General features: G+C 30.4%; 33 protein-coding genes. 31 read left to right on the top strand and 2 right to left on the bottom strand.

Features of this window, described 5'->3' with window-relative positions:
* Positions 1 to 2: 2 nt before the first annotated feature.
* The 9 genes from ACQRC6_RS00990 (at position 3) to ACQRC6_RS00950 (ending at position 3,286) form a co-directional block, all read left to right on the top strand.
* Positions 3 to 218, top strand: a complete 216-nt coding sequence (locus ACQRC6_RS00990; RefSeq protein WP_293557946.1) for a hypothetical protein — start codon at positions 3 to 5, stop codon at positions 216 to 218.
* Positions 215 to 370 (top strand): CD1375 family protein, encoded by a 156-nt coding sequence (locus ACQRC6_RS00985; protein ID WP_427847328.1) that lies wholly within the window; start codon positions 215 to 217, stop codon positions 368 to 370. Before ACQRC6_RS00990 ends, ACQRC6_RS00985 begins: the two co-directional genes overlap by 4 nt.
* The gene (locus ACQRC6_RS00980) at positions 351 to 602 is read left to right on the top strand and encodes a CD1375 family protein (protein ID WP_427847327.1); all 252 of its coding nucleotides are present in this window, start codon (positions 351 to 353) and stop codon (positions 600 to 602) included. Before ACQRC6_RS00985 ends, ACQRC6_RS00980 begins: the two co-directional genes overlap by 20 nt.
* Positions 603 to 1,025: 423 nt before the next feature.
* Positions 1,026 to 1,208 (top strand): type II toxin-antitoxin system HicA family toxin, encoded by a 183-nt coding sequence (locus tag ACQRC6_RS00975; protein ID WP_169969580.1) that lies wholly within the window; start codon positions 1,026 to 1,028, stop codon positions 1,206 to 1,208.
* A gap of 34 nt (positions 1,209 to 1,242) precedes the next feature.
* A complete protein-coding gene (locus ACQRC6_RS00970) occupies positions 1,243 to 1,683 on the top strand; it encodes a type II toxin-antitoxin system HicB family antitoxin (RefSeq protein ID WP_427847326.1) in 441 nt (146 codons plus the stop codon).
* Positions 1,684 to 1,748: 65 nt separating this feature from the next.
* Positions 1,749 to 2,099 (top strand): hypothetical protein, encoded by a 351-nt coding sequence (locus ACQRC6_RS00965; RefSeq protein WP_169967710.1) that lies wholly within the window; start codon positions 1,749 to 1,751, stop codon positions 2,097 to 2,099.
* A gap of 12 nt (positions 2,100 to 2,111) precedes the next feature.
* Positions 2,112 to 2,741, top strand: coding sequence for an NlpC/P60 family protein (locus ACQRC6_RS00960; RefSeq protein WP_427847325.1), 630 nt, complete (start codon positions 2,112 to 2,114; stop codon positions 2,739 to 2,741).
* Positions 2,708 to 2,974, top strand: coding sequence for a hypothetical protein (locus ACQRC6_RS00955; RefSeq protein ID WP_169969588.1), 267 nt, complete (start codon positions 2,708 to 2,710; stop codon positions 2,972 to 2,974). Before ACQRC6_RS00960 ends, ACQRC6_RS00955 begins: the two co-directional genes overlap by 34 nt.
* Positions 2,975 to 2,977: 3 nt before the next feature.
* Positions 2,978 to 3,286 (top strand): phage holin, encoded by a 309-nt coding sequence (locus tag ACQRC6_RS00950; RefSeq protein WP_427847324.1) that lies wholly within the window; start codon positions 2,978 to 2,980, stop codon positions 3,284 to 3,286.
* A 165-nt stretch (positions 3,287 to 3,451) separates the two neighbouring features.
* Here the strand turns inward: ACQRC6_RS00950 and ACQRC6_RS00945 are convergent, their stop codons facing one another.
* On the bottom strand, positions 3,452 to 4,051 hold the full coding sequence (locus ACQRC6_RS00945; RefSeq protein ID WP_427847323.1) for a zinc ribbon domain-containing protein: 600 nt from the start codon (positions 4,049 to 4,051) through the stop codon (positions 3,452 to 3,454).
* A gap of 12 nt (positions 4,052 to 4,063) precedes the next feature.
* Positions 4,064 to 4,426 carry a recombinase family protein gene (locus tag ACQRC6_RS00940; protein ID WP_427847322.1) on the bottom strand — a complete coding sequence of 121 codons (363 nt, stop codon included), beginning with the start codon at positions 4,424 to 4,426 and terminating at the stop codon, positions 4,064 to 4,066.
* A 62-nt stretch (positions 4,427 to 4,488) separates the two neighbouring features.
* On the opposite strand from ACQRC6_RS00940, the gene ACQRC6_RS00935 reads away from it, so the two are divergent.
* From ACQRC6_RS00935 to ACQRC6_RS00830, 22 genes are all read left to right on the top strand, one after another.
* Positions 4,489 to 4,614, top strand: coding sequence for a hypothetical protein (locus ACQRC6_RS00935; protein ID WP_427847321.1), 126 nt, complete (start codon positions 4,489 to 4,491; stop codon positions 4,612 to 4,614).
* Positions 4,615 to 4,747: 133 nt separating this feature from the next.
* Positions 4,748 to 4,885, top strand: a complete 138-nt coding sequence (locus ACQRC6_RS00930; RefSeq protein ID WP_427847320.1) for a hypothetical protein — start codon at positions 4,748 to 4,750, stop codon at positions 4,883 to 4,885.
* 25 nt (positions 4,886 to 4,910) lie between these two features.
* Positions 4,911 to 5,234 (top strand): hypothetical protein, encoded by a 324-nt coding sequence (locus ACQRC6_RS00925; RefSeq protein ID WP_427847319.1) that lies wholly within the window; start codon positions 4,911 to 4,913, stop codon positions 5,232 to 5,234.
* A 757-nt stretch (positions 5,235 to 5,991) separates the two neighbouring features.
* Positions 5,992 to 6,099: a DUF7675 family protein gene (locus ACQRC6_RS00920; protein WP_427847379.1), complete on the top strand. Its 108-nt coding sequence runs from the start codon at positions 5,992 to 5,994 to the stop codon at positions 6,097 to 6,099.
* A gap of 249 nt (positions 6,100 to 6,348) precedes the next feature.
* Positions 6,349 to 7,071, top strand: coding sequence for an NfeD family protein (locus ACQRC6_RS00915; RefSeq protein WP_427847318.1), 723 nt, complete (start codon positions 6,349 to 6,351; stop codon positions 7,069 to 7,071).
* Positions 7,072 to 7,079: 8 nt separating this feature from the next.
* Positions 7,080 to 8,072 (top strand): flotillin-like protein FloA, encoded by a 993-nt coding sequence (floA, locus tag ACQRC6_RS00910; protein WP_427847317.1) that lies wholly within the window; start codon positions 7,080 to 7,082, stop codon positions 8,070 to 8,072.
* A gap of 89 nt (positions 8,073 to 8,161) precedes the next feature.
* On the top strand, positions 8,162 to 8,692 hold the full coding sequence (locus tag ACQRC6_RS00905) for a hypothetical protein (protein ID WP_427847316.1): 531 nt from the start codon (positions 8,162 to 8,164) through the stop codon (positions 8,690 to 8,692).
* Between the two features lie 81 nt (positions 8,693 to 8,773).
* The gene (locus ACQRC6_RS00900; RefSeq protein WP_427847315.1) at positions 8,774 to 9,787 is read left to right on the top strand and encodes a PhoH family protein; all 1,014 of its coding nucleotides are present in this window, start codon (positions 8,774 to 8,776) and stop codon (positions 9,785 to 9,787) included.
* Positions 9,787 to 10,233, top strand: a complete 447-nt coding sequence (gene ybeY / locus ACQRC6_RS00895; protein WP_427847314.1) for an rRNA maturation RNase YbeY — start codon at positions 9,787 to 9,789, stop codon at positions 10,231 to 10,233. The genes ACQRC6_RS00900 and ybeY overlap by 1 nt, the downstream gene beginning before the upstream one ends.
* Positions 10,234 to 10,237: 4 nt before the next feature.
* Positions 10,238 to 10,945, top strand: a complete 708-nt coding sequence (locus tag ACQRC6_RS00890; RefSeq protein WP_169967696.1) for a diacylglycerol kinase — start codon at positions 10,238 to 10,240, stop codon at positions 10,943 to 10,945.
* A complete protein-coding gene (locus ACQRC6_RS00885; RefSeq protein ID WP_293557609.1) occupies positions 10,946 to 11,359 on the top strand; it encodes a cytidine deaminase in 414 nt (137 codons plus the stop codon).
* The gene (gene era / locus ACQRC6_RS00880) at positions 11,346 to 12,251 is read left to right on the top strand and encodes a GTPase Era (RefSeq protein ID WP_427847313.1); all 906 of its coding nucleotides are present in this window, start codon (positions 11,346 to 11,348) and stop codon (positions 12,249 to 12,251) included. The genes ACQRC6_RS00885 and era overlap by 14 nt, the downstream gene beginning before the upstream one ends.
* A complete protein-coding gene (recO, locus tag ACQRC6_RS00875; RefSeq protein WP_427847312.1) occupies positions 12,235 to 12,948 on the top strand; it encodes a DNA repair protein RecO in 714 nt (237 codons plus the stop codon). The genes era and recO overlap by 17 nt, the downstream gene beginning before the upstream one ends.
* A gap of 10 nt (positions 12,949 to 12,958) precedes the next feature.
* Complete coding sequence (locus tag ACQRC6_RS00870) at positions 12,959 to 13,843, top strand: glycine--tRNA ligase subunit alpha (RefSeq protein WP_427847311.1); 885 nt, start codon at positions 12,959 to 12,961, stop codon at positions 13,841 to 13,843.
* Entirely contained in the window at positions 13,836 to 15,905 is a 2,070-nt protein-coding gene (gene glyS / locus ACQRC6_RS00865) for a glycine--tRNA ligase subunit beta (protein WP_427847310.1), read from the top strand. The genes ACQRC6_RS00870 and glyS overlap by 8 nt, the downstream gene beginning before the upstream one ends.
* Before the next feature lie 12 nt (positions 15,906 to 15,917).
* The gene (locus ACQRC6_RS00860) at positions 15,918 to 16,547 is read left to right on the top strand and encodes a helix-turn-helix transcriptional regulator (RefSeq protein ID WP_427847309.1); all 630 of its coding nucleotides are present in this window, start codon (positions 15,918 to 15,920) and stop codon (positions 16,545 to 16,547) included.
* 8 nt (positions 16,548 to 16,555) lie between these two features.
* Positions 16,556 to 17,377, top strand: a complete 822-nt coding sequence (locus ACQRC6_RS00855; RefSeq protein WP_293557597.1) for a pyruvate, water dikinase regulatory protein — start codon at positions 16,556 to 16,558, stop codon at positions 17,375 to 17,377.
* 4 nt (positions 17,378 to 17,381) lie between these two features.
* On the top strand, positions 17,382 to 18,395 hold the full coding sequence (locus tag ACQRC6_RS00850; protein WP_427847308.1) for a deoxyguanosinetriphosphate triphosphohydrolase: 1,014 nt from the start codon (positions 17,382 to 17,384) through the stop codon (positions 18,393 to 18,395).
* Complete coding sequence (gene dnaG / locus ACQRC6_RS00845; RefSeq protein ID WP_427847307.1) at positions 18,396 to 20,186, top strand: DNA primase; 1,791 nt, start codon at positions 18,396 to 18,398, stop codon at positions 20,184 to 20,186. It begins immediately after the preceding gene.
* Positions 20,179 to 21,276, top strand: coding sequence for an RNA polymerase sigma factor RpoD (gene rpoD / locus ACQRC6_RS00840; protein WP_427847306.1), 1,098 nt, complete (start codon positions 20,179 to 20,181; stop codon positions 21,274 to 21,276). The genes dnaG and rpoD overlap by 8 nt, the downstream gene beginning before the upstream one ends.
* The gene (locus ACQRC6_RS00835) at positions 21,273 to 21,962 is read left to right on the top strand and encodes a tRNA (adenine(22)-N(1))-methyltransferase (RefSeq protein ID WP_427847305.1); all 690 of its coding nucleotides are present in this window, start codon (positions 21,273 to 21,275) and stop codon (positions 21,960 to 21,962) included. The genes rpoD and ACQRC6_RS00835 overlap by 4 nt, the downstream gene beginning before the upstream one ends.
* A complete protein-coding gene (locus ACQRC6_RS00830) occupies positions 21,946 to 22,722 on the top strand; it encodes a Nif3-like dinuclear metal center hexameric protein (RefSeq protein ID WP_427847304.1) in 777 nt (258 codons plus the stop codon). The genes ACQRC6_RS00835 and ACQRC6_RS00830 overlap by 17 nt, the downstream gene beginning before the upstream one ends.
* Positions 22,723 to 22,733 lie beyond the last annotated feature (11 nt).

Raw genomic sequence — 22,733 nt, 5'->3', positions numbered from 1 at the left:
AAATGGCAATAGAATTTATAAATGAAAAATCTTTAAAAGAGTTGCAAGAGGCAGATAATTCTAAGGCAATCCTAGAGGAGTTAAAGACAATAAATAAAGCAAATTTGGCTTTAGCTGAAGCGGTGGCAACAAATTATGAAACAAATTTAGAGAGAGCTGAAAAGACAGATGAAGTATTGGCGACAATTTATGAAACTATTTTAGGGGGTAAAGAATGATTGATTTATATGTTAGATTAGTTATAAATGGAAAAAGAACTTGTGATGTGAATAATAAAGAAGTTAGGCAAGTACCTAAGCATTTAAGAAATGCAGTTATAGCAGAACTTAAAGCACAAGGATATGATGAAAATGGCAAAGAAATCAAATAGTGTATTAATTGGATTTGCAGTAGCAAGTCTTTTTTTATACAAATTTTTAATTAAAGGGGGTGTAAATATGCTAGATCTATACGTTGGATTAGTTTCAAGACAAAGAAGAACTTGTAATCCTGAAAACAAAAAAGTTAGACAAGTACCAAGTATTTGGAGAGAAGCAGTTCTTGAAGACTTAAAGGCTCTAGGACTTGATGCAGACGGTATGCCAGTTGAAATTGACGGCTAAAGAATGTAAAATATGTATGAGGACATACAGATGGTTCGCCCAATAATTTTATTGGGAGGTGTTACAATGGGCTTATATGAAAAAATATCTTTATTGATAGCTTTCATTAGCTTAATTGTAACCATCCTATCACTTTTTAAAAAAGATTAGGAAATAAAATACCACCTGTATCGTTACTACTGGTGGTATAGAAATATAACCTGTAGGACGAACCGTCTTAATACCCATAGGGCACGAGTCGGTGTCCTCATTTATTAATATTATACCACAATTAAAAAAATTTAAACAGATAGTCTTTAGGCTATCTTTTTTATACTCAAAAGAAGGTTGCTAATGGAACAAAATATAAAAGATAAGATTAAAACAAATATTGATTTACGTGTTAATACGTGGTAAAATATATTTGTCAGGAGGTAGGTATACATGCCGATGACACAAGATGAAATGGTCAAGCTGCTAAAAAAGAATGGTTTTGAAGTAGTTAAAGGAGGAAAGGGCAGCCATATTAAAATGACAAAGCCTGGACTGAAAAGACCAATTATCATTCCACATGGAGAACTCCAAAAGGGTACTGAACGTGGAATCCTAAAAGAGGTGGGGCTTTAATAGCCCTGCTCCTTATATAAGAGAGGTGGTAATTATGTTAGTTTCTTATCCGGCGATATTTTATTATAGTCCAGAAGAAAAAGGTTATTATGTTTATATGCCAGATATTGAAGGGGCAGGAACTCAAGGCGATTCAATTGAAGATGCTTTATTAATGGCTAGTGATTATTTGGGAATTATGGCAAGTTCAATTATAGAAAATGGAGAAACACTTCCAAAAAAATCAAACATAAGCGACTTGTCTGTTGAAGATAATTTTCCATTTAAAGACGATGATGAATTTAATAATTTTTATGATTATTCTAAATCTTTTATTTCTCTTGTTTATGTTGATTTAAAAGATTATTTAGGAAGTCAGGAGCTTGTTAAAAAGACATTATCTATCCCAAAGTGGAGCAATGATCTTGGAAATAAATTGAATTTAAATTTTTCCAAGCTTTTGACAGAAGCTATTGTAAATATCGCCAAAAATTAAAAATTTAAAATTAATGCAAAAACACTCTTTTTTAAGGGTGTTTTTTTAATGGAAAGGGTGAGTTAATGGAAAATGAAAAGATAACGGATCATGAAATAAGAATCTCAAAGTTAGAAGAGAATGACAAGACGCAGGACAAGCGAATAGAAATGCACGGAAAGCAAATCGATGAACAAAAAGAATTAAGCAGAAGGCAAGACTTAAATATAGAGATTATAAAAAAGGATTTATCAAACATAGATAGGACAACAAAAAAGACAGATGACAAGTTAGACAGGTTATATAATGAAAGACTTTCAGACCAATACATTAAACCAAATGAGAGAACAAAGAATTTTATAGATGCAATAATAAAAGTAGCTATTGGCATTTTTATAGGTGCATTTATATATTTTCTGTTCCCAATGCTTAAATAGGAGATGATATTAATGTTAGATAAAAATAAAGTAGAGCAGTTTATAAACGCTGCTATGAAATATAAGGGAGATAATTATTCGCAACCTAGACGTATGCAGAAAGGATATAGTGACTGTTCATCACTTATTTATAAAGGATTAAGAGACGCTAAACTTTTAGACTTATCAAAGACAGACAGAACTATCTCAACTAAATATATATTAGATGGAGATCCACGTTTTACTGAAATTCCTAAAAAAGAACTACAAAGAGGAGATATCCTATGGGGTGGAGAATACAGAGGAAGTAAATGGGATGGACACGTTGCAATTTATCTTGGAGATGGTAAGACATTAGAAGCTAGATACAAAGAAGGAGTTTGCATTTATGTTAATCGTGCATATTTTAAAAAGGTTTATAGGATAAAGACATTAATGCAAGGAACAGAAAAGAAAGAACCAATTGTTAAAGCAACTCCGCAACCAAAGCCAGTATATAATTATTTAACTATTATGGGCAAAAAAAGTAAAATAAGCCCTCAAGTAATAGACGGTGTTTCATATGTGCAATTAGGAAGTATGATGGTGCCAGTTCGCAAGTTCTTTGAAGAATTAGGATATGATGTTAAATGGACAAGAGAAAAAGGAATAGAAATAGAATAAAAAGTCAATACAGTAAATTTATAGTTACTCTAGTTATATTGTTAAATATTTTATTTACTGTTATCGTACTCTTTATTTTTGCAAAAACAGGAACAGAGCCAAGCACTTTAATAGGAGCTTGGTTTTCATTTACCACAGTTGAACTATGGAGTTTATCAAGAATAAAGAAAAAGAAAATAGAAAAAGAAATACATGAAATAAAAAGTCAAAATGACGAATACCAAGGAGGCTAAAAAATGACTATAAATAATATATTTTATGTGATTTTAAGTATTATATCAGTTTTAATTACAGGAATTTTAATCCCTTATTTAAAAAATAAAAACGCACAAAACAAAACAGAAAATATTTTAAGTTCAGTAGAAATTGCAGTAAAGGCAGCAGAGCAGATATACAAAGAATCAGGAAAAGGTGAATTAAAAAAGGAATATGTATTAAGACGCTTGCAAGAAATGGGACTTAAATTATCAGAAAAAGAACTTGATGACATGATAGAAGCAAGTGTATTAGAATTAAACAAATGGAAAAAAGAACTGAAAAATTAATTGGTTAATGTAATTGAAAAGTAAGGACTTAATAAAAAAGGTTCTACTTTTAGCAGAACCCAAATTTAATTATAGCCATATAAATCTTAAAAATTTTTACACCAAAACTTACACCAAAATTAAAATTATGCACTGGAATATGCGTATTTAGTGCGATTCATTGAATTAGGATTCAAGCCCACCTTTAGCACCAACATTATCCACACGATTCAACATCTTTAATTTTATAGTAAAGGAGCCATCTTTAAAATATATACTATCTATAAAGGCTTTTAGTATCGTTGATTGTTCCCTTGGTGTAAAGTTATAGATGCTATCGTGTGAATTTAAAAAATCTCTAATTTGTTTTTCAAGCGGTTGGAGATTTATTTTTTTGCTTTCATTTTTTGAAATGGATTCTGTTAAAGTTTTCTTTTTGTTTTCCAATTCATTTAATTTTTCTTGTACTGTAGGAGATGAGATTCCATTTAAAATTGCATTTAAAATGTTGCCTAACTGTTTATTTATTTCTTGTAGTTCTTTTTTTAGTCCAGCAGTTTTATCAATTTTAGTACCTGATTTATTTAAAAATAACATCATTGATTCTAGGACTTCATCTTTATTATGCTTTGTAAAAATTACGTCATCAAAACAATCTAGTACCTGCTTTTCTATCTTTTCTGCTCTTACAGATACCGACTTACAGGTACGTGTCCTTACTCTATCATTACACTTGTAGTAATGGTAGATAGTTCCATAAGAGTTTTTAAGTTTATTCCCTGACATAGGAGATCCACATTATGCACAGAATAATAAACCTGTTAGGATGTAGTAGTGACTGTTTGCAATGTTTCTTGGAAGGTGTTTATACTTTTCTATCCTTAACTGTGCTTTATCCCATGTAGCTTGGTCTAAGATTGCAGGGACTCCATTTTCAATATAAATCATATCTTTTTTATCCTTCTTTTTTCTATGGTAATTTCTTTTTTTGGCAAATCCGTCATAGTCCTCTTTACTGTAGACATAAGTTCCTATATATTTTTCATTTCTTAAGATCTCAAAAAAACTATTCCTAGTAAAGTTTTTACCTGTTTTTGTTTTATATCCCTTTGAGTTTAAATAATCCATAATATCTTTATAGCTATGATTATTTCCACACATTGATAAACAAGAGGAATGTATTATAAAGTTACTATATAAGTAACAAAACTAGGGAGATTTTTTTGAATATTATCAACTTAAAAAGTTTGTCTACAAAAAATATTAACGAAAAGAAATTTAATAAAGAATTATCTAACATTTCAGATAATGATTTGTTAGCACATTTAACAAGTGTTAGACTAGTATAGTTAGTAAAAAGTTTAGTTTTTTAAACTTGAATTGAACTAAGCAATTGTAATAATTTTGTTGAGATGATTATAATAAATAAAAAGGGAGTGGCAATGGCAATGAAAAATTAACACAAGAAAAATAAGAATTGAAATGAAAAGAAAGGGCTACACATACAGAAAGTTAGCTGATGAAATGGGAATTAGCATTAATTATGTGTATGAGCTTGTTAAAGGTAATAGTGGAAATATAAAAAGAATTAATGATATGAGAAAAATATTAGGAATTTAAAAAGTAACACTGGGGAGTGTATGAAATGAAGACGATGTTAAGTCCTAAAGAATTAGGCGAAAGATGGGGTTATTCTACCTCAAGTATTGATAGATTAGAAAAAAGTGGAGTAATCCATAGAGTTAAAGGGTTTGATGGAGTTAGATTTTCCATTAGAGAAATTGAAGCTATTGAGGCTTTAGGAAGAAAGGATTTAAATGAAATTTCTATTATTGATTTCAAAAGAATGGAAAACGAAAAAAACTATTGGAAGAATGAGTATTTGAAGCTTAGAAATGCGATTAGTCAAAGTGCTAATGATTTAGTTAAGGTGCTAAGTGATGGAGGTGTAAAAAATGAAGATTTTTAGTTGCAATATATTCCGATATACCTTCGAAGGTTCATAGGAATTTTAATTATGCTTTAGACAATTAAGTTATTGAATATCACGATTATGAAAAGGGTTAAAGGTTATTAGATGAACCGATTATAAATTTTACTCAAGCAATAGTAGATGACACAATAAAAACAAATACTGTTTTCAATGTAAGTCTGGACTTAGCATTAAAATAGTTAGAAAATAGATTGGAAATTGTTGCGATTAGTGTAAAAAGCTACGTATAAAAGAATACTAATGATTTTAAAACTATAAAAAATTACTTACACGAGCTGAACTAGGAAAAAATATTACTTAGCAACAGGAAGGCACGCTGCAATTATACGGAAGACTGAAAAAGGTTATGAGTATTTAGAATAACAATCTCCTGAAACAAAGGGATATCCGCTTAATAGATTCAGAAAGTTAAATGATAAAGAATTAAGAGATAGATTTGAATGCCAGAAAACAAATAGTATAAAGTATATTGGTAAAATTGAAGCTAGAAGTATATTGATAGATTCAGAGAGTTTATATAATAATTATGAGTTTCAAAGTTTGCTGGGATTCATAAACACTGAAGAAAAAAATCAAATGAAGGGAGATAATGGACGTGTCAGATGATTTAATAAAAGAATTGGAAAAATATGAAGATGAAGAAGATACAAGTATTTGGGCTGATTGAGATATAGAAGGTTATGAGAATTTTCATAAAGACAATGAGAATGCCAAAATTTGATGGACTAGTAAAATTGGTGTTATTGGAGAACTTAACATAAGTTTTGATAGGAAAAAAATTTATAACTTATTTAGAGATTATCCTTATAATATGACAGATGAAGAAATAAAAATAGTTTAAGAAGAAGAACCATATTGGGCGAATTTTTTTGCATGGAGATTATAAATTAAATAGAAAAATTTAGTTTGGATAGAAAGAGAAAAGTCTAATTCAGTATATTGTTGATGAATTTTATAGATAAATTTTATTATTTAAAAATACAAATTATTTTAGTTTTAGTTTGAAAGAGAAATTTTACAATATATTAAAAAATTTTTCGATTGTTGATAAAATATTATGGGTAAATATTTTCTAGAAAAGGAGGTCAACTTGAAAAATTTAAAAAAATATTTTTACGCTCTTCCGTTTTTAATGCTATTTACAAATTTTGTATACGCAGTAGGGGAAAGTAATTTTATAGAAAGTATTTTTTCCAATGATTATATTTTTACAATTTTACTTATCATTGCAATTGTGAGCGCTGTTTTTGAAATTTTGACTCCAGGTTTTGGCTTAGGCGGAATTATTTCAATCCTTTCCTTTGTAATATTCTTTTGGGGAAATATCACAATGGGAAACACTAATTGGTTTGAAATTTTGTTGTTTGTCTTGGGACTTTTATTGATTGGTTTTGAGATAATGATTCCAGGTTTTGGTGTAGCAGGAATAAGCGGAATACTTTCAATATCAGCGGCTATTGTTTTATCTATGAAAGATATTTACTTTGCTATTTTTTCTCTTGCGATTGCCCTTGTAATTGCAATTGTCTTAGGATTTGTTCTTTTGAAAAAGGGGATAGACTCTGAAGTTATAAATAGACTTAGACTTTTTACAGAAAGTTCAACTGAAAGAGGATATGTATCTGTTAAGAGCGAAGAGGTAAAAGTAGGAGATGTTTTAATAACTAAGACGGCTTTAAGGCCAACTGGTTATGCCACTTTTGAAGATAAAAAAATTGAAGTTATTTCAGATGTTGGCTTCATTGGAAAGGATGAATCGGTTATAGTGGTTAGAATTAGCGGCGCAAGAGTTTTCGTCGAAAAAAATATTTAGGAGGATTTATGAATATTTATCCCTTTGGAAGCATTGTAGTTATTGTATTAATTTTTATAATTATATCAATATTTTTGTCCTTTGTTCCTATTGGACTATGGGTTACGGCATTTTTTTCTGGTGTCAAAATTAAAATTTCAGAACTTATTGGTATGAAACTTAGAAGGGTTAAACCTTCAAGGATTGTTGTTCCTGCTATTAAGGCAACTAAAGCTGGTTTAAATCTTGAAATTTCTAATCTTGAAGCACACTATCTTGCTGGTGGTAATGTAAATACTCTTGTAGATGCACTTATTGCGGCACAAAGAGCAAACATTCCCCTACAATTTGAAAGAGCTGCAGCAATTGATTTAGCTGGTAGAGATGTTCTTGAAGCGGTACAAGTTTCAGTTAACCCAAAGGTTATTGAAACGCCAAATATTTCTGCAGTTGCTCAAGATGGTATTGAAGTAATTGTTAAGGCAAAGGTAACTGTTAGAGCAAATATTGAAAGGCTTGTCGGCGGTGCAGGTGAACAAACTATTATCGCAAGAGTTGGTGAAGGAATTGTAACGACTGTGGGCTCATCTCAAAGTTACAAAGCAGTTTTGGAAAATCCAGATTCAATTTCTAGAGTTGTACTTGACAAGGGTCTTGACTCAGGTACTGCCTATGAAATTTTATCTATTGATATTGCAGACGTAGATGTTGCAAGAAATATTGGTGCAAGACTTCAAACTGATCAAGCAGAAGCTGATAAGAGAATTTCAGAAGCTAAAGCAAGTGAGAGACGTGCTATGGCTCTTGCTCGTGAGCAAGAAATGAAGGCTGAAGTTGAAGCAATGAGGGCAAAAGTTGTGGAAGCTGAATCACAAGTTCCTATTGCAATGGCGGAAGCTTTAAAGAATGGAAACTTAGGAGTCTTTGATTATTACAAAATGAAAAATATAAATTCTGACACTGATATGAGAAATTCTATTTCAAAAATTTCTGACAAGAATCAAAAAAAGGAAACTAAATAATGAATCCTAATTTTAGTATTCTCATAACAATATTTTCTTTGATGCCAGCCATAATTTTTGTGATAATTTTTAAAATATTATTAACTATTATGAAGCGTGGGAAAAGAAAATTTACTGAAGATATTCACGAAGAAAATAGAAAGTTTCACGGAGATAGAAAATTAGATACAGATACTCTAGCTAGTGAAATAAAAAGAATAATCAATGAAGAGAGAGAAAAAGAAAAGAATAAAAAGAATTCTAAAGAAGAATCTAAAAAAATAAAGGAGAATATTTTAATAGATAAAGATCCAAAACTTTTTCAAAAAGAATTAAAGGAAAAACTTTTAGAGAGTAGAAAGTTAAAAAATCAAGATAAAAAGAATTCTAAAGAAGAAAATTTGTCGGAAACTTACAATCTTGAAAATACTTATAATTTGTCAAAAACTTATAATTTAGAAAAGGATAGTGACAAAATAATCGACAGTGAGTTTATTAAAGAATGTGAATCTGATCAAATTTTTTATGAAGATGAAAGTAGTGAAAATATTAATCTTAATTTTTTAGATTTTGGTGTAGAAGATTTGCCGAAAATAATTGTTTATAAGGAAATTTTTGACAAACCTTTAAGTCTTAGATAAACAAGGGCTTGCTTTTCATAATCTATGGAAAAGTGAGCCTTTTTGTGGTATTATAATAATCACGTTTAAGGGGGTATATATTTGGCAAAAGTGGAAAGGTCCATTGATATTAATGATATAAATTTATTGTCAATTGTTTTTGGAAAATTAGATGAAAATATTGGTTTAATTGAGAAAGAATTAGATGTATTCGTTAAATCTAAAAACGACAAGGTTTTAATATGTGGAGAGGAAGAAAGGGTTGAAGATGCTTTAGTTTTAATAAATAATTTAATTGAAACTGCAAAGAAACAAAACAGCCTAAGTCTTTCCGATGTTAGATATTCTATTTCTTTAATTAAAAATAATGAGAAAAGACCAGTATCCGAGCTTTTAAAGGACACAGTAGTTTATACTTCTATGGGTAAACCAATAAGGGCAAAAACTCTCGGTCAAAAGAGATATATTGATAACATTAACAATAATGACATTGTATTTGGAATTGGACCTGCGGGCACTGGGAAAACTTATCTTGCAATGGCAGCGGCAGTTCGTGCCTTCAAGTCAAAGGAAGTAAATAGAATAATCTTAACTAGACCGGCTGTCGAGGCTGGAGAAAATTTGGGATTTTTGCCGGGAGATTTGCAAAATAAGGTAGATCCATATTTAAGACCTCTTTATGATGCTCTCTTTGAAATACTTGGTCATGACACGTACAACAATTTATTTGAAAAGGGACTTATTGAAGTCGCACCTCTTGCTTATATGAGAGGTAGGACTTTGGATTCTGCCTTTGTAATTCTTGATGAAGCTCAAAACACAACAAATGAGCAAATGAAGATGTTTTTAACTCGTCTTGGATATGGTTCTAAGGCAATTATTACTGGAGACGTTACTCAAATAGATTTACCTCGTGGAAAGCAATCAGGACTTAAAACTGTTCTTAGAATTCTTGCTGGAGTTAAGGGAATAGGAATTACTTATCTTAATAAAAATGACATTGTTAGACATCCCCTAGTTCAAAGAATTATTGATGCCTATGAAAAATATGAAAAAAATAACGAGAAGGCGGAAAAGTTAATAGAAGATAAAAAGTCAAAGAGTTGGGGAAAATAATGGAAGTTTATTATGATGACAGACAAGAAGATATAGAAATAACTGAAGGAATAAAAAACTTAATTGAAAAATCCATTGCTGCAGTTCTTAAAATTGAAGAACTTGACGAAAATGTAGAAGTTTCAGTTTCTTTTGTTGGAGATGAAGAGATAAGAAGATTAAATAGTGATTACAGAGGCATCGACAAAAGTACAGATGTCCTATCTTTTCCCATGGATGATGAATTTATTATAGACAATAGAATTTTAGGAGATGTTATAATAAATACAAGAAGAGTTATGGAGCAAGCAGAAGATCTAGGTCATTCCAATGAAAGAGAGTTATCTTATCTAACAGTTCATAGCATACTTCATCTTTTAGGTTATGATCACATGAAGGATGAAGATAAAAAAGAAATGAGAGAAAGAGAAAAACTTGCAATGAAGGAGCTTTCAATTTACAGGTGATTTTATGAAAAAAGGACGTTTTATATCTTCATTTAATTATGCAGTGCAGGGAATTATTTCTGTGTTAAAAACAGAAAGAAACATGAAGTTTCACTATCTTGCAGCACTTGGAATAATTATTTTATCTCTCTTTTTTGACATTTCATCTACTGAATTTTTATTAATGCTATTTGCAATTACACTCGTAGTATTTGCTGAGATGATAAATACTGCTATTGAAAGGACAATTGACCTGGTTGTTCAAGAGTATAATCCAATAGCAAAATATGTAAAAGACGTATCAGCTGGTGCAGTTTTAATAACAGCAATCAATGCAATAGTAGTAGCTTATTTAGTTTTTTACGACAAATTTGCATCTTTTGGAGACTTACTTTTGTTTAAAATAAAAAATATGCCAAATCACTTGGCTTTTGTGTCCCTACTTATAATTATAATTGCAACAGTTGGTGCAAAACTTTTAATGGCTAAAAAGAGTGGAGGTACATATTTCCAAGGTGGAGGACTAAGTGGACATTCTGCAATTTCTTTTTGTGCAGCTACAATTATAACTATGATTGCAGAAAATTCTCTTGTAACGCTATGTTCCTTTGGACTTGCGTTTTTAGTTGCTGAAAGTCGTGTTGAAGGTAAAATCCATAAAGTTTCAGAAGTGGTCGTTGGTGCAATACTTGGAATATGTGTTGCCATATTTGTATTTAAGGTAGTTGGTTAAATGGAATATAATAGATTAATAGAACTTGCTATAAAGGCAAGAGATAACATGACATATACGCCTTACTCACACTTTAATGTGGGATGTGCAGTTGAAATGGAAGATGGGTCAGTTTATTCTGGCGGAAACATTGAAATTGCTTCCTATTCTCCAACAAATTGTGCGGAGAGGACTGCGATTTTTAAGGCGGTTTCTGAGGGCAAAAGAGAAATAAAAAAAATTGCCGTAGTCGGAGATAGCGACTACACTTTTCCCTGCGGAGTATGCAGACAAGTTATTCGTGAATTTTCAAAAAATCCTGAAATAATAATTGCAAACTCTACGGAAGATTACAAAGTTTACGGAATTGAGGAAATTTTACCTCATTCCTTTGGTCCAGAGGACCTTATGGGAGATGAAAATGACAGAAAATAATTTTAAATCAGGATATGTATCTGTAGTGGGCAGACCTAATGTTGGAAAGTCAACTTTATTAAATGCTATAATTGGTGAAAAGATTTCAGCCATATCTTCAAAGCCACAGACTACAAGACAAAACATTACTTTTATTCACACAGATTATAATTCACAAATAATATTTTTAGATACGCCGGGAATACAAAGGCCAAAAAATAAGCTTGGTGAATTTATGCTTACCGAATCAAAGGAAAGCATAGAAGATGCTGATGTAATAACTTATATTGTGGACACTTCAAAGAAAATTGGAAAAGCCGAAAGATCAATTATTGACATTTTGAAGGAATATGAAGGCATAATTCCAATAATTTTACTAATTAACAAAGTTGACACAATAAGAAAAGATGAACTTTTAGAGATTATTTCAATGTATGCAAAGGAAGAAATTTTTAATGAAATTATTCCTATTTCAGCAATGAAAAACGACGGAGTTGACATTTACTTAGAAACTTTAAAAAAATATTTAAAACCTGGTCCAATGTACTATCCAGATGACATGATTACAGATAAAAACGAAAGGTTTATTGTATCAGAAATAATTAGAGAAAAGGGACTTAAATACTTAAATGAAGAGGTTCCCCATGGTCTTGCCATTTCAATCGAGAAATTTAAAAAGAGAAAAGATAAAAACATTTATGATATCGAAGCAAATATTTATGTGGAAAGAGATTCTCACAAGGGTATTTTAATTGGAAAAGGTGGATCAATGTTAAAGACAATTGGAACTGAAGCAAGAGAAGATATCGAAAAACTTTTAGATGCGAAGGTTAATCTACAAATTTGGGTGAAAGTTGAAAAAAATTGGAGAGAAAGAGAAAACTTGGTAAAAAGATTTGGCTACGACAAATAATTACACCTTGGGAATTGTCTTAAATGAAATGGAATTTGGCGAGAGCTCGAAAATTATTAGGGTTTTTACTAGAAATTATGGGAAAATTTCCATAATGGTAAAGGGAGCTATGACTCCAAAGTCCAAAAATTTAGGAGTTTCACAAGTTTTTGGCGTAAATGAATATCTTTTGAAAAAGGGACAAAACTTTTTTTATATTGGCGATGCAAAAATTGTAGAGTCTAATTTTAAAATTAGAGATGATTATTATAATTTAATTTACGCATCAATTCTCCTTGAGATTTTAGAAAAATCTTCTATTCGTGGAGAGGCTAATGAAAGAGTTTTTGACCTAATGAGAAAATCTCTAAACTTTTTTAACTTTACAAAGGATCCAATTTCACTTGCTATCGCCTTTGAACTAAAATATCTTTCCTTTATAGGTTATAGACCTAAGCTTGATATAAAAGAAAAATCTTATTTTTCTGTGAGAGAGGGAATTATAGATTTTCAAGATCCCTATTCTTTTTCTCTATCAAGAAGGGATTTAGTTTACTTAAACAAACTACTTTATAATAAGTTTGAAGAGCTGGAAAATGTGGAAGACATGGAAGAAATTGATGTGAATAGAAAAAAATATTTGCACAATATTATTATAAAATATATAAAATACAATTTAGATATAAGCAGTTTTAAGTCAGATAGGCTGTTTAATTAAGGAGGAAAAAATGTATTTCCAAGATTTAATTATGACAATGGAAAATTATTGGAAGGAAAAGGGAGCAATTATAATGCAACCTTATGACACTGAAAAGGGTGCGGGAACTATGAATCCTAACACTTTTTTGAGATCTCTTGGACCTGAAGAATGGAAAGTAGTATATGTTGAGCCTTCAAGAAGACCTGCAGATGGTAGATATGGAGAAAATCCAAATAGATTATATCAACATCATCAATTGCAAGTTATTTTGAAGCCATCTCCAGAAGATGTTCAACAACTTTACCTTGATTCACTTTTCGCAATTGGAATTGATCCTAAAAAGCACGATATAAGGTTTGTTGAAGACAATTGGGAATCTCCTACACTTGGTGCTTGGGGTCTTGGCTGGGAAGTTTGGCTTGATGGGATGGAAGTTACACAATTTACTTATTTCCAACAAGTTGGAGGAGTGAACCTTGACCTTGAAAGTGCAGAGCTTACTTATGGACTTGAAAGAATTGCAATGTATCTTCAAAATGTTGAATCTGTTTATGATATTCAATACAACGAAAATATAACTTATGGAGAGGTATTTAAAAAGAATGAATATGAACATTCTAAATATGCCTTTGAACTTGCAGATGTCGATATGCTTAGAAAATTATTTGATATGTACGAAGCTGAAGCAAATAGAGTAATTGAAGAAGGAATAGTAATTGATGCTTATGACTATACTCTTAAATGTTCTCATACTTTTAACTTATTAGATGCAAGAGGAGCTCTTTCTGTTTCTGAAAGAACTAGTTATATTCAAAGAGTTAGAAATCTTGCAAGAGTTGTTGCAAAGACACATCTAAAACACAGAGAAGAAATGAACTATCCCCTTATCAACAGAGGTGAAATAAATGAATAATTATTTACTAGAAATCGGAGTGGAAGAGTTGCCTTCAAGATTTGTCAATATGGCAATTGAGCAACTAAATGAAAAATCAAAAAAATTATTAGCTGAAAATGAAATTGGTTTTAAAAATGTAAAAGTTTATGCAACTCCAAGAAGACTCAGCCTTATTATTGAAGATTTAGATGAAAAGCAAAAAGACATACAAAAGGAAGTAAAAGGTCCTTCAGTTAAAATTGCCTACGATGATGACAAAAAACCTACAAAACCTCTTTTAGGTTTTATGAAGTCACAAAACATCAGTGAAAATGATTTAGTAATCAAAGAACTCAAGGGAACGGATTATGTTTTTGCAAACATTTCATCAATTGGAAGAAAATCCTCAGAAATTTTGGCTGAGATTATGCCTTCATTAATTAGAGATATTAATTTTCCAAAAAATATGCGTTGGGGTGGCAAAAATATTAGATTTGCAAGGCCAATAAGATGGATTGTTTCACTTTTAGGCGATGAAGTTGTTCCTTTTGATTTTGAAAGAATTTTTGTAGGGAATAAGACTAAGGGACATAGATTTCTAGGTTCATCAGAAATAATTATTGATAAAGTTGAAAATTATGAAAAATTACTTGAAGACAATTATGTAATTTTAGATCAAAATAAGAGACGTGAAATAATAAAATATGAATCAACAAAAATTGCCAAATCCCTTGGTGGAGAAATTCATGAAAATGAAGATCTATTAGAAGAATTAACATATATTGTTGAGTATCCAACGCCAATAAAGGGAAGTATCAAGGAAAAATATTTAACTCTTCCAAAGGAAGTTGTAACAACTACAATGATTGATCACTTGAGATTTATTCCAATTTATTCACAAGATGATGAACTTTTGCCATATTTTATTACAGTTAGAAATGGTACTAAGAATTATGAAGACATTGTAATTGCTGGAAACGAAAAAGTTTTAGGTGCAAGACTTGAAGATGCAAAATTCTTTTACGAAGATGATATTTCAAAGCCTCTTGAAGACTATGTAGATAATCTTAAAGGAGTATTATTTAACGACAAGTTAGGTTCTATGTTTGAAAAAGAAAAAAGAGACGGCGTAGTTGCAAAGAAAATTGCAAAATCTCTTTCTTTTGCAGATGAAGCTATTGAAGCGCTTGATAGAGTTGCTCATCTTTCAAAAGCTGACTTAACTACAAAGATGGTAATAGAATTTACTGAACTTCAAGGAGTAATGGGAGAAATTTATGCGCTAAAATCTGGAGAAAAAGAAATTGTTGCAACAGCAATTAGAGAACAATATCTTCCTAAATTTGCAGGAGATACACTTCCAGAATCAAGTGTGGGTTCAATTTTCTCACTTGCAGATAAAATCGATACAATAGTTGGACTTTTTGCAATTGGAGAAATCCCTACGGGCTCAACAGATCCTTTTGCACTAAGAAGATCTGCAATTGGAATAATAAATATAATTAGAAAAACTGGATGGAAATTTAATTTAAATGAAGTAATAGAAACAAGCCTATACGAATATATTAATGATTTAGGACTTACATTTAATCACGAAGAAGTAATAGCAAATGTAAGGGAATTTTTCTTTGGAAGAATTAAGACAATGCTTCAAGAAGAAGGAATAAGATATGACATCATAGATTCTGTATTAATTCCTGACAGTGAAATTTATAATATATTTGAAAAAGCTAAAGAATTAAATGAATGGTTTAACGAAGATAGATCAAATTTTGTCGATGCTTACAATAGAATTAACAATTTGACTAAAAACGTGGACTTTTTAGAAGTAAAGGAAGAACTTCTAAATGAAGATGCAGAAAAGAATCTTTACAACAAATTTGTAGAAACTAATAGCAAATTTAAAGAAGCACTTTCTTCTGAAGATTATAAAGAAGCAATGGATGCTCTAAATGATTTAGTTCCAGCTATTGATGCTTTCTTTGAAAATGTAATGGTAATGTCAGAAGACGAAAAAATTAGACAAAATAGACTTGCGTTAATTAATAGTATTGAGGAAAATATTCAAGAAGTATTAAAAATAGAAAATGTTGTAGAATAGGTCGGTGTATGAATGAAATTCAGCGATAGGCAGACTCAGATTATTGAAATTGTAAGAGATGAAGGTCCTATTACAGGCGATGAAATTGCAGAAAAGCTAGGTTTGTCAAGAGCGACTATTAGATCAGATCTTTCAGTTCTCACTATGATAAATATATTGGGAGCTAGACCAAAATTTGGATATTTTTATACAGGCAAATCTATTCTTTCACAGCTTTCCGATGACCTAAAAAAATTAAAATTAAAGGATTATATGTCACTGCCCTTTTCTTGTGACCAAAAGACTTCCGTTTACGATGTAGTTGTAGATCTTTTTATGGAAGATTTATCATCTATGTTTATCACTGAAGGGGGTTACCTTACTGGCATAGTTTCAAGAAAAGATTTAATTAGATTTATGATAGGAGATGCCGACATAAAGAAGACTCCTGTAAGTGTTATTATGACAAGGATGCCAAATGTTTTTTATGTTGATAAAAATGACAGTGTATATGAAGCAGCGAGTTTAATTGTGGAAAAGGGAATAGATTCTCTTCCCGTTGTTGAAGTTAAAAATAGTAATGATCTTGAAGTTGTCGGTAGATTTACAAAGACAAATGTAACTAGACTTTTTGTAGATGTATGTGACGGCGAGATAATCTAGGAGGAAGTATGAATAAAGAAGATAATCAACTTACAATTTTTGTAATCTCTGATTCAATTGGCGAAACTGGTGAATTAATTGCTAAAAGTTCTGCAAGACAATTTGAGTCAGAAAATTATGAAATAATTAGATATCCATACCACAATAGCATTGATCAAATAAAGCCAGTTCTCGAAAAAGCTTCCAAAATTCACAATAGTTTAATAGTTTATACAAATGTTGTAAAAGAGACTAGAGAATTTATAGAAAGGAAAACTCACGAATTAAAGCTTCACACAGTTGATGTAATGGGTGAACCTATGAAACAAATCGAGGATATTTTGGGATATGAACCTCTTAGAGAACCTGGACTAATAAGAAGACTTGATGAAAATTATTTCAAGAAGGTAGAATGTGTGGAGTTTGCAGTTAAATACGACGACGGAAAAGATCCTCGAGGTGCAAAAAAAGCCGATATATGTTTAGTTGGCATTTCAAGAACTTCTAAGACTCCACTTTCAATGTATCTTGCAAATAAATTGTATAAAGTTGCAAATATTCCGCTAGTTCCTGAAGTTCCTGTACCAAAGGAAGTTTATGAGAAAGATGTGGATAGAGTAATTGGACTTATTGCAAATCCCGAAAAAATTATTTCTGTCAGAGAACAAAGACTTAAATCTCTTGGTCTTACTTCAGGTGCAAAGTATGCCAATTACGATAGAATTAGAGAAGAACTAAATTATTCAAAGCAAGTTATGGAAGAACTTGGATGTTTTGTAATAGACGTTTCTGATAAAGCAATAGAAGAAACAGCTGAAATTATAATTAATCATATGAATTCTAGGATGTGAAATTATGAATTTAAGAGTCGAGAGAGAAAAACTTGAACACGTTATGCTTTTTGATTTTGCTACATTTGCAGATTCAACTTTGGGAAGAAATGAAAAAGAAGAAAAATGTAATCTTAGGACTGAGTTTCAAAGAGATAGAGATAGAATTATTCACTCAAAAAGTTTTAGGAGATTAAAACACAAGACTCAAGTATTTATCTCTCCAGAAGGAGACCATTTTAGAACAAGACTCACTCACACTCTCGAAGTCAGTCAAATTGGAAGAACTATAGCTAGATCACTTAGGCTAAATGAAGATTTAGTTGAAGCAATTTCTTTAGGACATGATTTGGGACACACTCCCTTTGGGCATTCTGGAGAAACTGTATTAAATGAATTAAAAAGTTCTGGGTTTATACATGGGGAACAATCTTTAAAAGTTGTAGATTTCTTAGAGCGTTCTGACAAAAGAATTGGACTAAACTTAACGGAAGAAGTGCGCGATGGAATTTTAAATCACTCAGGTAAAGGAGTGGCAAAAACTCTTGAAGGTAAAATCATAAAATTTGCTGACAGAATTGCATATATCAATCACGACATTGACGATGCCATTAGGGCAGGTATTATTTCATCAGATTCACTTCCAAAGGAACTTACAAAAATTCTTGGAAAAACTTCTTCAGAAAGAATAAATACAATGATAACTGGGATAGTAAATAAGTCCTATGGGAAACCAATTGTAGAGATGGAAAAAGAAGTTTACGAAGCAACTATGGAACTTAGACAGTATATGTTTAAGACAGTTTATATGGATTCTGTTGTAAAAAGTGAAGAAGTTAAAATTAAAAGACTTCTCACAGAGCTTTATAATTATTACATGGATGACTTGAGCAGAATTCCTGAAAATCATTTAAGCCTTTATAATGATAGAGTTCACAGTAAAGAAGATATTGTTTCTGATTATATTGCAGGGATGACAGATACCTATGCTATGAAACAGATAAAAAATATTTTTATACCGAAGGGATGGAGCATTTAATTGTATGTAATAAATGATGATGTTCTTAATGAGATACGGGATAGAGCAGATATAGTTGATTTAATTGGAGAATATGTCGAATTAAAAAGGTCAGGTTCAAACTATATGGGACTCTGTCCTTTTCACTCTGAGAAGACTCCCTCCTTTTCTGTTTCTCCTTCTAAATCTATTTTCAAATGTTTTGGATGTGGTGTTGGGGGCGATGTAATTACCTTTATTATGAAAAGGGAAAATTTAAGTTTTCCTGAAGCTGTGGAATTTTTGGCGGATAAATATAATATAAGGCTTTCTGAATATAAAGATGAAAATAAAGAAGCGCGCGATAAAAAAAATAGGCTTTACGATATAAATAGAGAAGCAGCAATGCACTTTTTAAATAATTTTAAAGCATCACAAAAGGCACAACTTTATTTAAAAAATAGAATGTTAAGTGATAAAACTATTATTAGATATGGCATTGGCTATTCAAAGGACTCGTGGACGGACTTATACGATCACTTAACTAAATTAGGTTATAAAGAAGAAGAACTTTTAGAATTGAATTTAATTACCAAAAGTAAAAAGGGAAATTATATTGATAGATTTCGCGACAGAGTTATGTTCCCTATTATAAATAAACACGATAAAGTTATTGGTTTTGGCGCAAGAGGCTTTGGAGATGCTAAACCAAAATATTTAAATTCAAGTGAAACATCAATATTTCACAAGGGAAGCAATCTTTTTAATATGAATATTATTTCAAGAGAATCTACTCGAGAAAGAATAATACTAGTTGAAGGCTATATGGATGTTATTTCTTTATACAATAGTGGTATAAATTATAGTGTAGCAAGCCTTGGTACTTCACTTACAGAAGATCAAGCAGGCATTATTAAGAATATGGCGAAAGATATATACATCTGTTATGACAGCGACAATGCGGGAATTAACGCAACTTCAAGGGCAATTGATATATTTTTATCTAAATCTGTCAAACCAAAAATCATTGAATTAGAGGGTGGACTAGACCCAGACGATTTTATTAAGAAATATGGAATGGAAGGCTTTGAAAATAAAATAAAAAGTGCAATTTCATATATAGAGTTCAAAATAAAAAAGCTAAAAGAAAATTTCAATTTGAATGAAAGCGAAGGACTTAGCAATTTTACTATTGAATCTGCAAAAATTCTATCTAGCATTAAAAATCCAATAGAGAGAGATATTTTTGTAAAAGATTTTTCAAAAAAATATAATATTTCTTACAATGCTATTGAAAATTATATAAATTTTCTAAATAGAAATAAAATAAAAAGTTCGAAAAAAGAAAAGTTCAAGGTAAAGAAAAATACAAATGTTGTGAAAAGTACAAAAACTAAGGCACAAGAGGAATTATTATCATATTCTTTACTTGACAAAGATATTTATACTTATATAAAAAATAAAATTGAAGTTTTTTATTTTAGCAATGCAATGACTAGGGCTGTTTTTGAAGAAATTCCTAGAATGTTTGAAAATGAAATGGAAGTTTCTGATTTTCTAAATTTATTGGAAAATAATATGTTAATAGACTCTAATTTTAGAGAGAACATTTTAGAAATAATAGAAAATATTCATGTAAATAACAGAATTGTAGATGACTTAATCAAAACTTTAGAGAGAAATTATCTAAAAAGGGAAAAAGATAAAATCTTAGAAAACATTGAAAAACTTCAAGTGGAAGAAGACAAAAATCTCTTGCTCCAAGCTTTAAAAGATCTTAAAGAGATTAATTTAAAGTTAAGCGAGTTAAAAGAGGAGGGCAATTATGAGTGAGAATTTAAAAAATAAAGATTCAATAGAATCAGTAACAGAACAGCTTTTAAAAGATGGTAAAAAAGAGGGTAATTTAAGCTACGATAAAATAGGAGATGCCTTCGAAAAGTTTCAAATTGATTCTGACGATATAGATGAATTATATAAAACTTTTGAAAAAGAAGGGATTCATTTAATTGACAAAAAAGATTTAAAAGATGATGAAGATGACGTAGATGAGGTAGATGTTACTAAGGAAGATCTATCAGTCCCTAAAGGAGTAACTGTTGACGATCCTGTAAGGATGTATCTTAAAGAAATTGGGAAAATTTCTCTACTTACTGCAGATGAAGAAGTCGAAATAGCAAAGAGAATGGAAGCTGGAGATGAACTTGCTAAAAAAGAACTTGCAGAAGCAAATTTAAGGCTTGTTGTTTCAATTGCAAAAAGATATGTTGGAAGAGGCATGAGTTTTTTAGATTTAATTCAAGAAGGAAACCTTGGACTTATGAAAGCTGTTGATAAATTTGATTATACTAAGGGTTTTAAATTTTCAACTTATGCAACTTGGTGGATAAGACAAGCAATTACAAGGGCAATTGCCGATCAAGCTAGGACAATTAGAATTCCTGTGCACATGGTTGAAACAATTAATAAACTTGTAAGAGTTCAAAGACAACTTGTACAAGATTTAGGACGTGATCCACTTCCAGAAGAAATTGCTGCAGAAATGAATTTAGATGTAGATAGAGTTCGCGAAATTCAAAAGATTGCACAAGAGCCAGTTTCTCTTGAAACGCCAATTGGAGAGGAAGAAGATTCACATCTTGGAGATTTTATACCAGATGATGAAATTTTATCGCCACAAGATGCTGCTACATTTACTTTGTTAAAAGAACAACTTAACACAGTTCTTGAAACTTTAACTGACAGAGAAAAGAAGGTATTAACCCTTAGATTTGGACTTGACGACGGAAGGGCGAGAACTCTTGAAGAAGTTGGAAAAGAATTTGACGTAACTCGTGAAAGAATTAGACAAATAGAAGCGAAAGCGTTAAGGAAACTTCGTCATCCAAGCAGATCAAAGAAATTGAAGGATTATTTAGAATGATAAAATTGTCGAATAGGCTAAAAAAAATTGCAGAACTTGTAGATTTTGGAGCTTCGGTAATTGATGTGGGCACAGATCATGGATATGTGCCCAATTTTTTGTGTGAAAAAAATATATCAAGAGATATTATTGCTACGGATATTTCAAGAAATTCTTTGAAAAAATCTATTGATCTCACAAAAGAATTAGGTAATGAAAAATATATTAAAAATATACTTGCAAATGGAATTGTAAATGAAAAAAGAGATGACATAATTATTGCTGGTCTTGGCGGAATTCAAATTGCAGAAATTATTTTAAATTCACTAGATATTTCTAAAAATGCAAAAAAATTAATTTTACAACCTATGCAAAAAACAAATATATTGCGCAGAGAATTAAATAATATGGGCTTTTTAATAATTGATGAAGAAATAATTTATGAAGATGAAAGATATTTTGAAATTCTTGTTGCAAAATTTACTGGTAAAAAAATAAATTTTAATGAAGTGGATTATTATTTTTCAAAGATTTTAATAGAAAAAAAAGAAAAAGTATATTTAGAATTTTTAAAAGAAAGAAAAATTGAACTTCAAAATATAATAAGTAGCATTAAAAACAAAAATGATAGGTCAACAAAGAGAAGTGCTGAACTTAAGGCCATATTAAAAATGACAGAGGAGGAAATAGATGAAATATCAAGTTAGTGAAATTAAAAGTTATATGGAAAATTGGGCAAAAGATGAATATCAACTTAGCTGGGATAATTCTGGAAGTCAAATTGAATTTAAAGAAGTTACAGATTCTGTCATTCTTGGATTAGACATTACAGACAAATTGATTAAAAAAGCAATTGAATTGGACACTAAGTTAATAATCACTCATCACCCAATGTTTTTTTCAGGAGAAAAAAATATAATTCAGGGAACATATATGGGCAACAATGTAATTTCTCTAATAAAGAATAATATTTCAGTATTCTCTTATCACACTTCTATGGATATTGCAAAGGATGGAGTAAATGATACTTTATTTGAAAAGTTAAATTTAAAAAATAAAAGTATTCTTGCCTATGAAGAAGAAAAAGCCATGGGCTTAGTTGGAGAACTTGAAAAGGAATACTCTTTGTTAGAATTAAATAAATTTTTAATGGAAAAACTCCAAGTTAAAAAAATCAAGTTTTATGGAAGAGAAGATAAATTAATAAAAAAAGTTGCAATTTTAGGAGGAAGCGGCGCGGAATTTATTTCTAATGCAAAAAAATCCGGTGTAGATGCCTTTATAACTGGAGATGTAAAATATCACGATGGACAAAAAGCTTATGAAAATGGAATTATTTTAATTGATGTGGGACATTTTTATTCAGAAAAAATAGTTCTCGAAAAAATAAAAAATAGACTTATGGAAAATTTCAAAGGTTTAAATTTTTATATTGAAGAGGAAAGCAGCTTCGAACTTGATATTTGACGTTTTTAATG

Origin of the sequence: Peptoniphilus sp. SGI.035, assembly GCF_050315115.1 — a bacterium.
In the GTDB taxonomy this organism is placed as follows: domain Bacteria; phylum Bacillota; class Clostridia; order Tissierellales; family Peptoniphilaceae; genus Peptoniphilus_A.
The sequence above is the reverse complement of the archived record's forward strand: the minus strand, read 5'-3'. Positions and strand labels throughout refer to the sequence as shown.

Coding starts and splice junctions, on each gene's coding strand:
- ACQRC6_RS00990 (WP_293557946.1), top strand. CDS start 3: ATGGCAATAGAATTTATAAATGAAAAATCTTTAAAAGAGTTGCAAGAG.
- ACQRC6_RS00980 (WP_427847327.1), top strand. CDS start 351: ATGGCAAAGAAATCAAATAGTGTATTAATTGGATTTGCAGTAGCAAGT.
- ACQRC6_RS00830 (WP_427847304.1), top strand. CDS start 21,946: ATGAAATATCAAGTTAGTGAAATTAAAAGTTATATGGAAAATTGGGCA.
- ACQRC6_RS00905 (WP_427847316.1), top strand. CDS start 8,162: ATGAAGCGTGGGAAAAGAAAATTTACTGAAGATATTCACGAAGAAAAT.
- ACQRC6_RS00930 (WP_427847320.1), top strand. CDS start 4,748: ATGAAAAGAAAGGGCTACACATACAGAAAGTTAGCTGATGAAATGGGA.
- ACQRC6_RS00885 (WP_293557609.1), top strand. CDS start 10,946: ATGGAATATAATAGATTAATAGAACTTGCTATAAAGGCAAGAGATAAC.
- ACQRC6_RS00855 (WP_293557597.1), top strand. CDS start 16,556: ATGAATAAAGAAGATAATCAACTTACAATTTTTGTAATCTCTGATTCA.
- ACQRC6_RS00975 (WP_169969580.1), top strand. CDS start 1,026: ATGCCGATGACACAAGATGAAATGGTCAAGCTGCTAAAAAAGAATGGT.
- era (WP_427847313.1), top strand. CDS start 11,346: ATGACAGAAAATAATTTTAAATCAGGATATGTATCTGTAGTGGGCAGA.
- glyS (WP_427847310.1), top strand. CDS start 13,836: ATGAATAATTATTTACTAGAAATCGGAGTGGAAGAGTTGCCTTCAAGA.
- ybeY (WP_427847314.1), top strand. CDS start 9,787: ATGGAAGTTTATTATGATGACAGACAAGAAGATATAGAAATAACTGAA.
- ACQRC6_RS00955 (WP_169969588.1), top strand. CDS start 2,708: ATGGACAAGAGAAAAAGGAATAGAAATAGAATAAAAAGTCAATACAGT.
- ACQRC6_RS00985 (WP_427847328.1), top strand. CDS start 215: ATGATTGATTTATATGTTAGATTAGTTATAAATGGAAAAAGAACTTGT.
- ACQRC6_RS00860 (WP_427847309.1), top strand. CDS start 15,918: ATGAAATTCAGCGATAGGCAGACTCAGATTATTGAAATTGTAAGAGAT.
- ACQRC6_RS00835 (WP_427847305.1), top strand. CDS start 21,273: ATGATAAAATTGTCGAATAGGCTAAAAAAAATTGCAGAACTTGTAGAT.
- ACQRC6_RS00960 (WP_427847325.1), top strand. CDS start 2,112: ATGTTAGATAAAAATAAAGTAGAGCAGTTTATAAACGCTGCTATGAAA.
- ACQRC6_RS00965 (WP_169967710.1), top strand. CDS start 1,749: ATGGAAAATGAAAAGATAACGGATCATGAAATAAGAATCTCAAAGTTA.
- floA (WP_427847317.1), top strand. CDS start 7,080: ATGAATATTTATCCCTTTGGAAGCATTGTAGTTATTGTATTAATTTTT.
- ACQRC6_RS00850 (WP_427847308.1), top strand. CDS start 17,382: ATGAATTTAAGAGTCGAGAGAGAAAAACTTGAACACGTTATGCTTTTT.
- ACQRC6_RS00890 (WP_169967696.1), top strand. CDS start 10,238: ATGAAAAAAGGACGTTTTATATCTTCATTTAATTATGCAGTGCAGGGA.
- rpoD (WP_427847306.1), top strand. CDS start 20,179: ATGAGTGAGAATTTAAAAAATAAAGATTCAATAGAATCAGTAACAGAA.
- ACQRC6_RS00940 (WP_427847322.1), bottom strand. CDS start 4,426: ATGTGTGGAAATAATCATAGCTATAAAGATATTATGGATTATTTAAAC.
- ACQRC6_RS00950 (WP_427847324.1), top strand. CDS start 2,978: ATGACTATAAATAATATATTTTATGTGATTTTAAGTATTATATCAGTT.
- ACQRC6_RS00970 (WP_427847326.1), top strand. CDS start 1,243: ATGTTAGTTTCTTATCCGGCGATATTTTATTATAGTCCAGAAGAAAAA.
- ACQRC6_RS00870 (WP_427847311.1), top strand. CDS start 12,959: ATGTATTTCCAAGATTTAATTATGACAATGGAAAATTATTGGAAGGAA.
- ACQRC6_RS00925 (WP_427847319.1), top strand. CDS start 4,911: ATGAAGACGATGTTAAGTCCTAAAGAATTAGGCGAAAGATGGGGTTAT.
- ACQRC6_RS00945 (WP_427847323.1), bottom strand. CDS start 4,051: ATGTCAGGGAATAAACTTAAAAACTCTTATGGAACTATCTACCATTAC.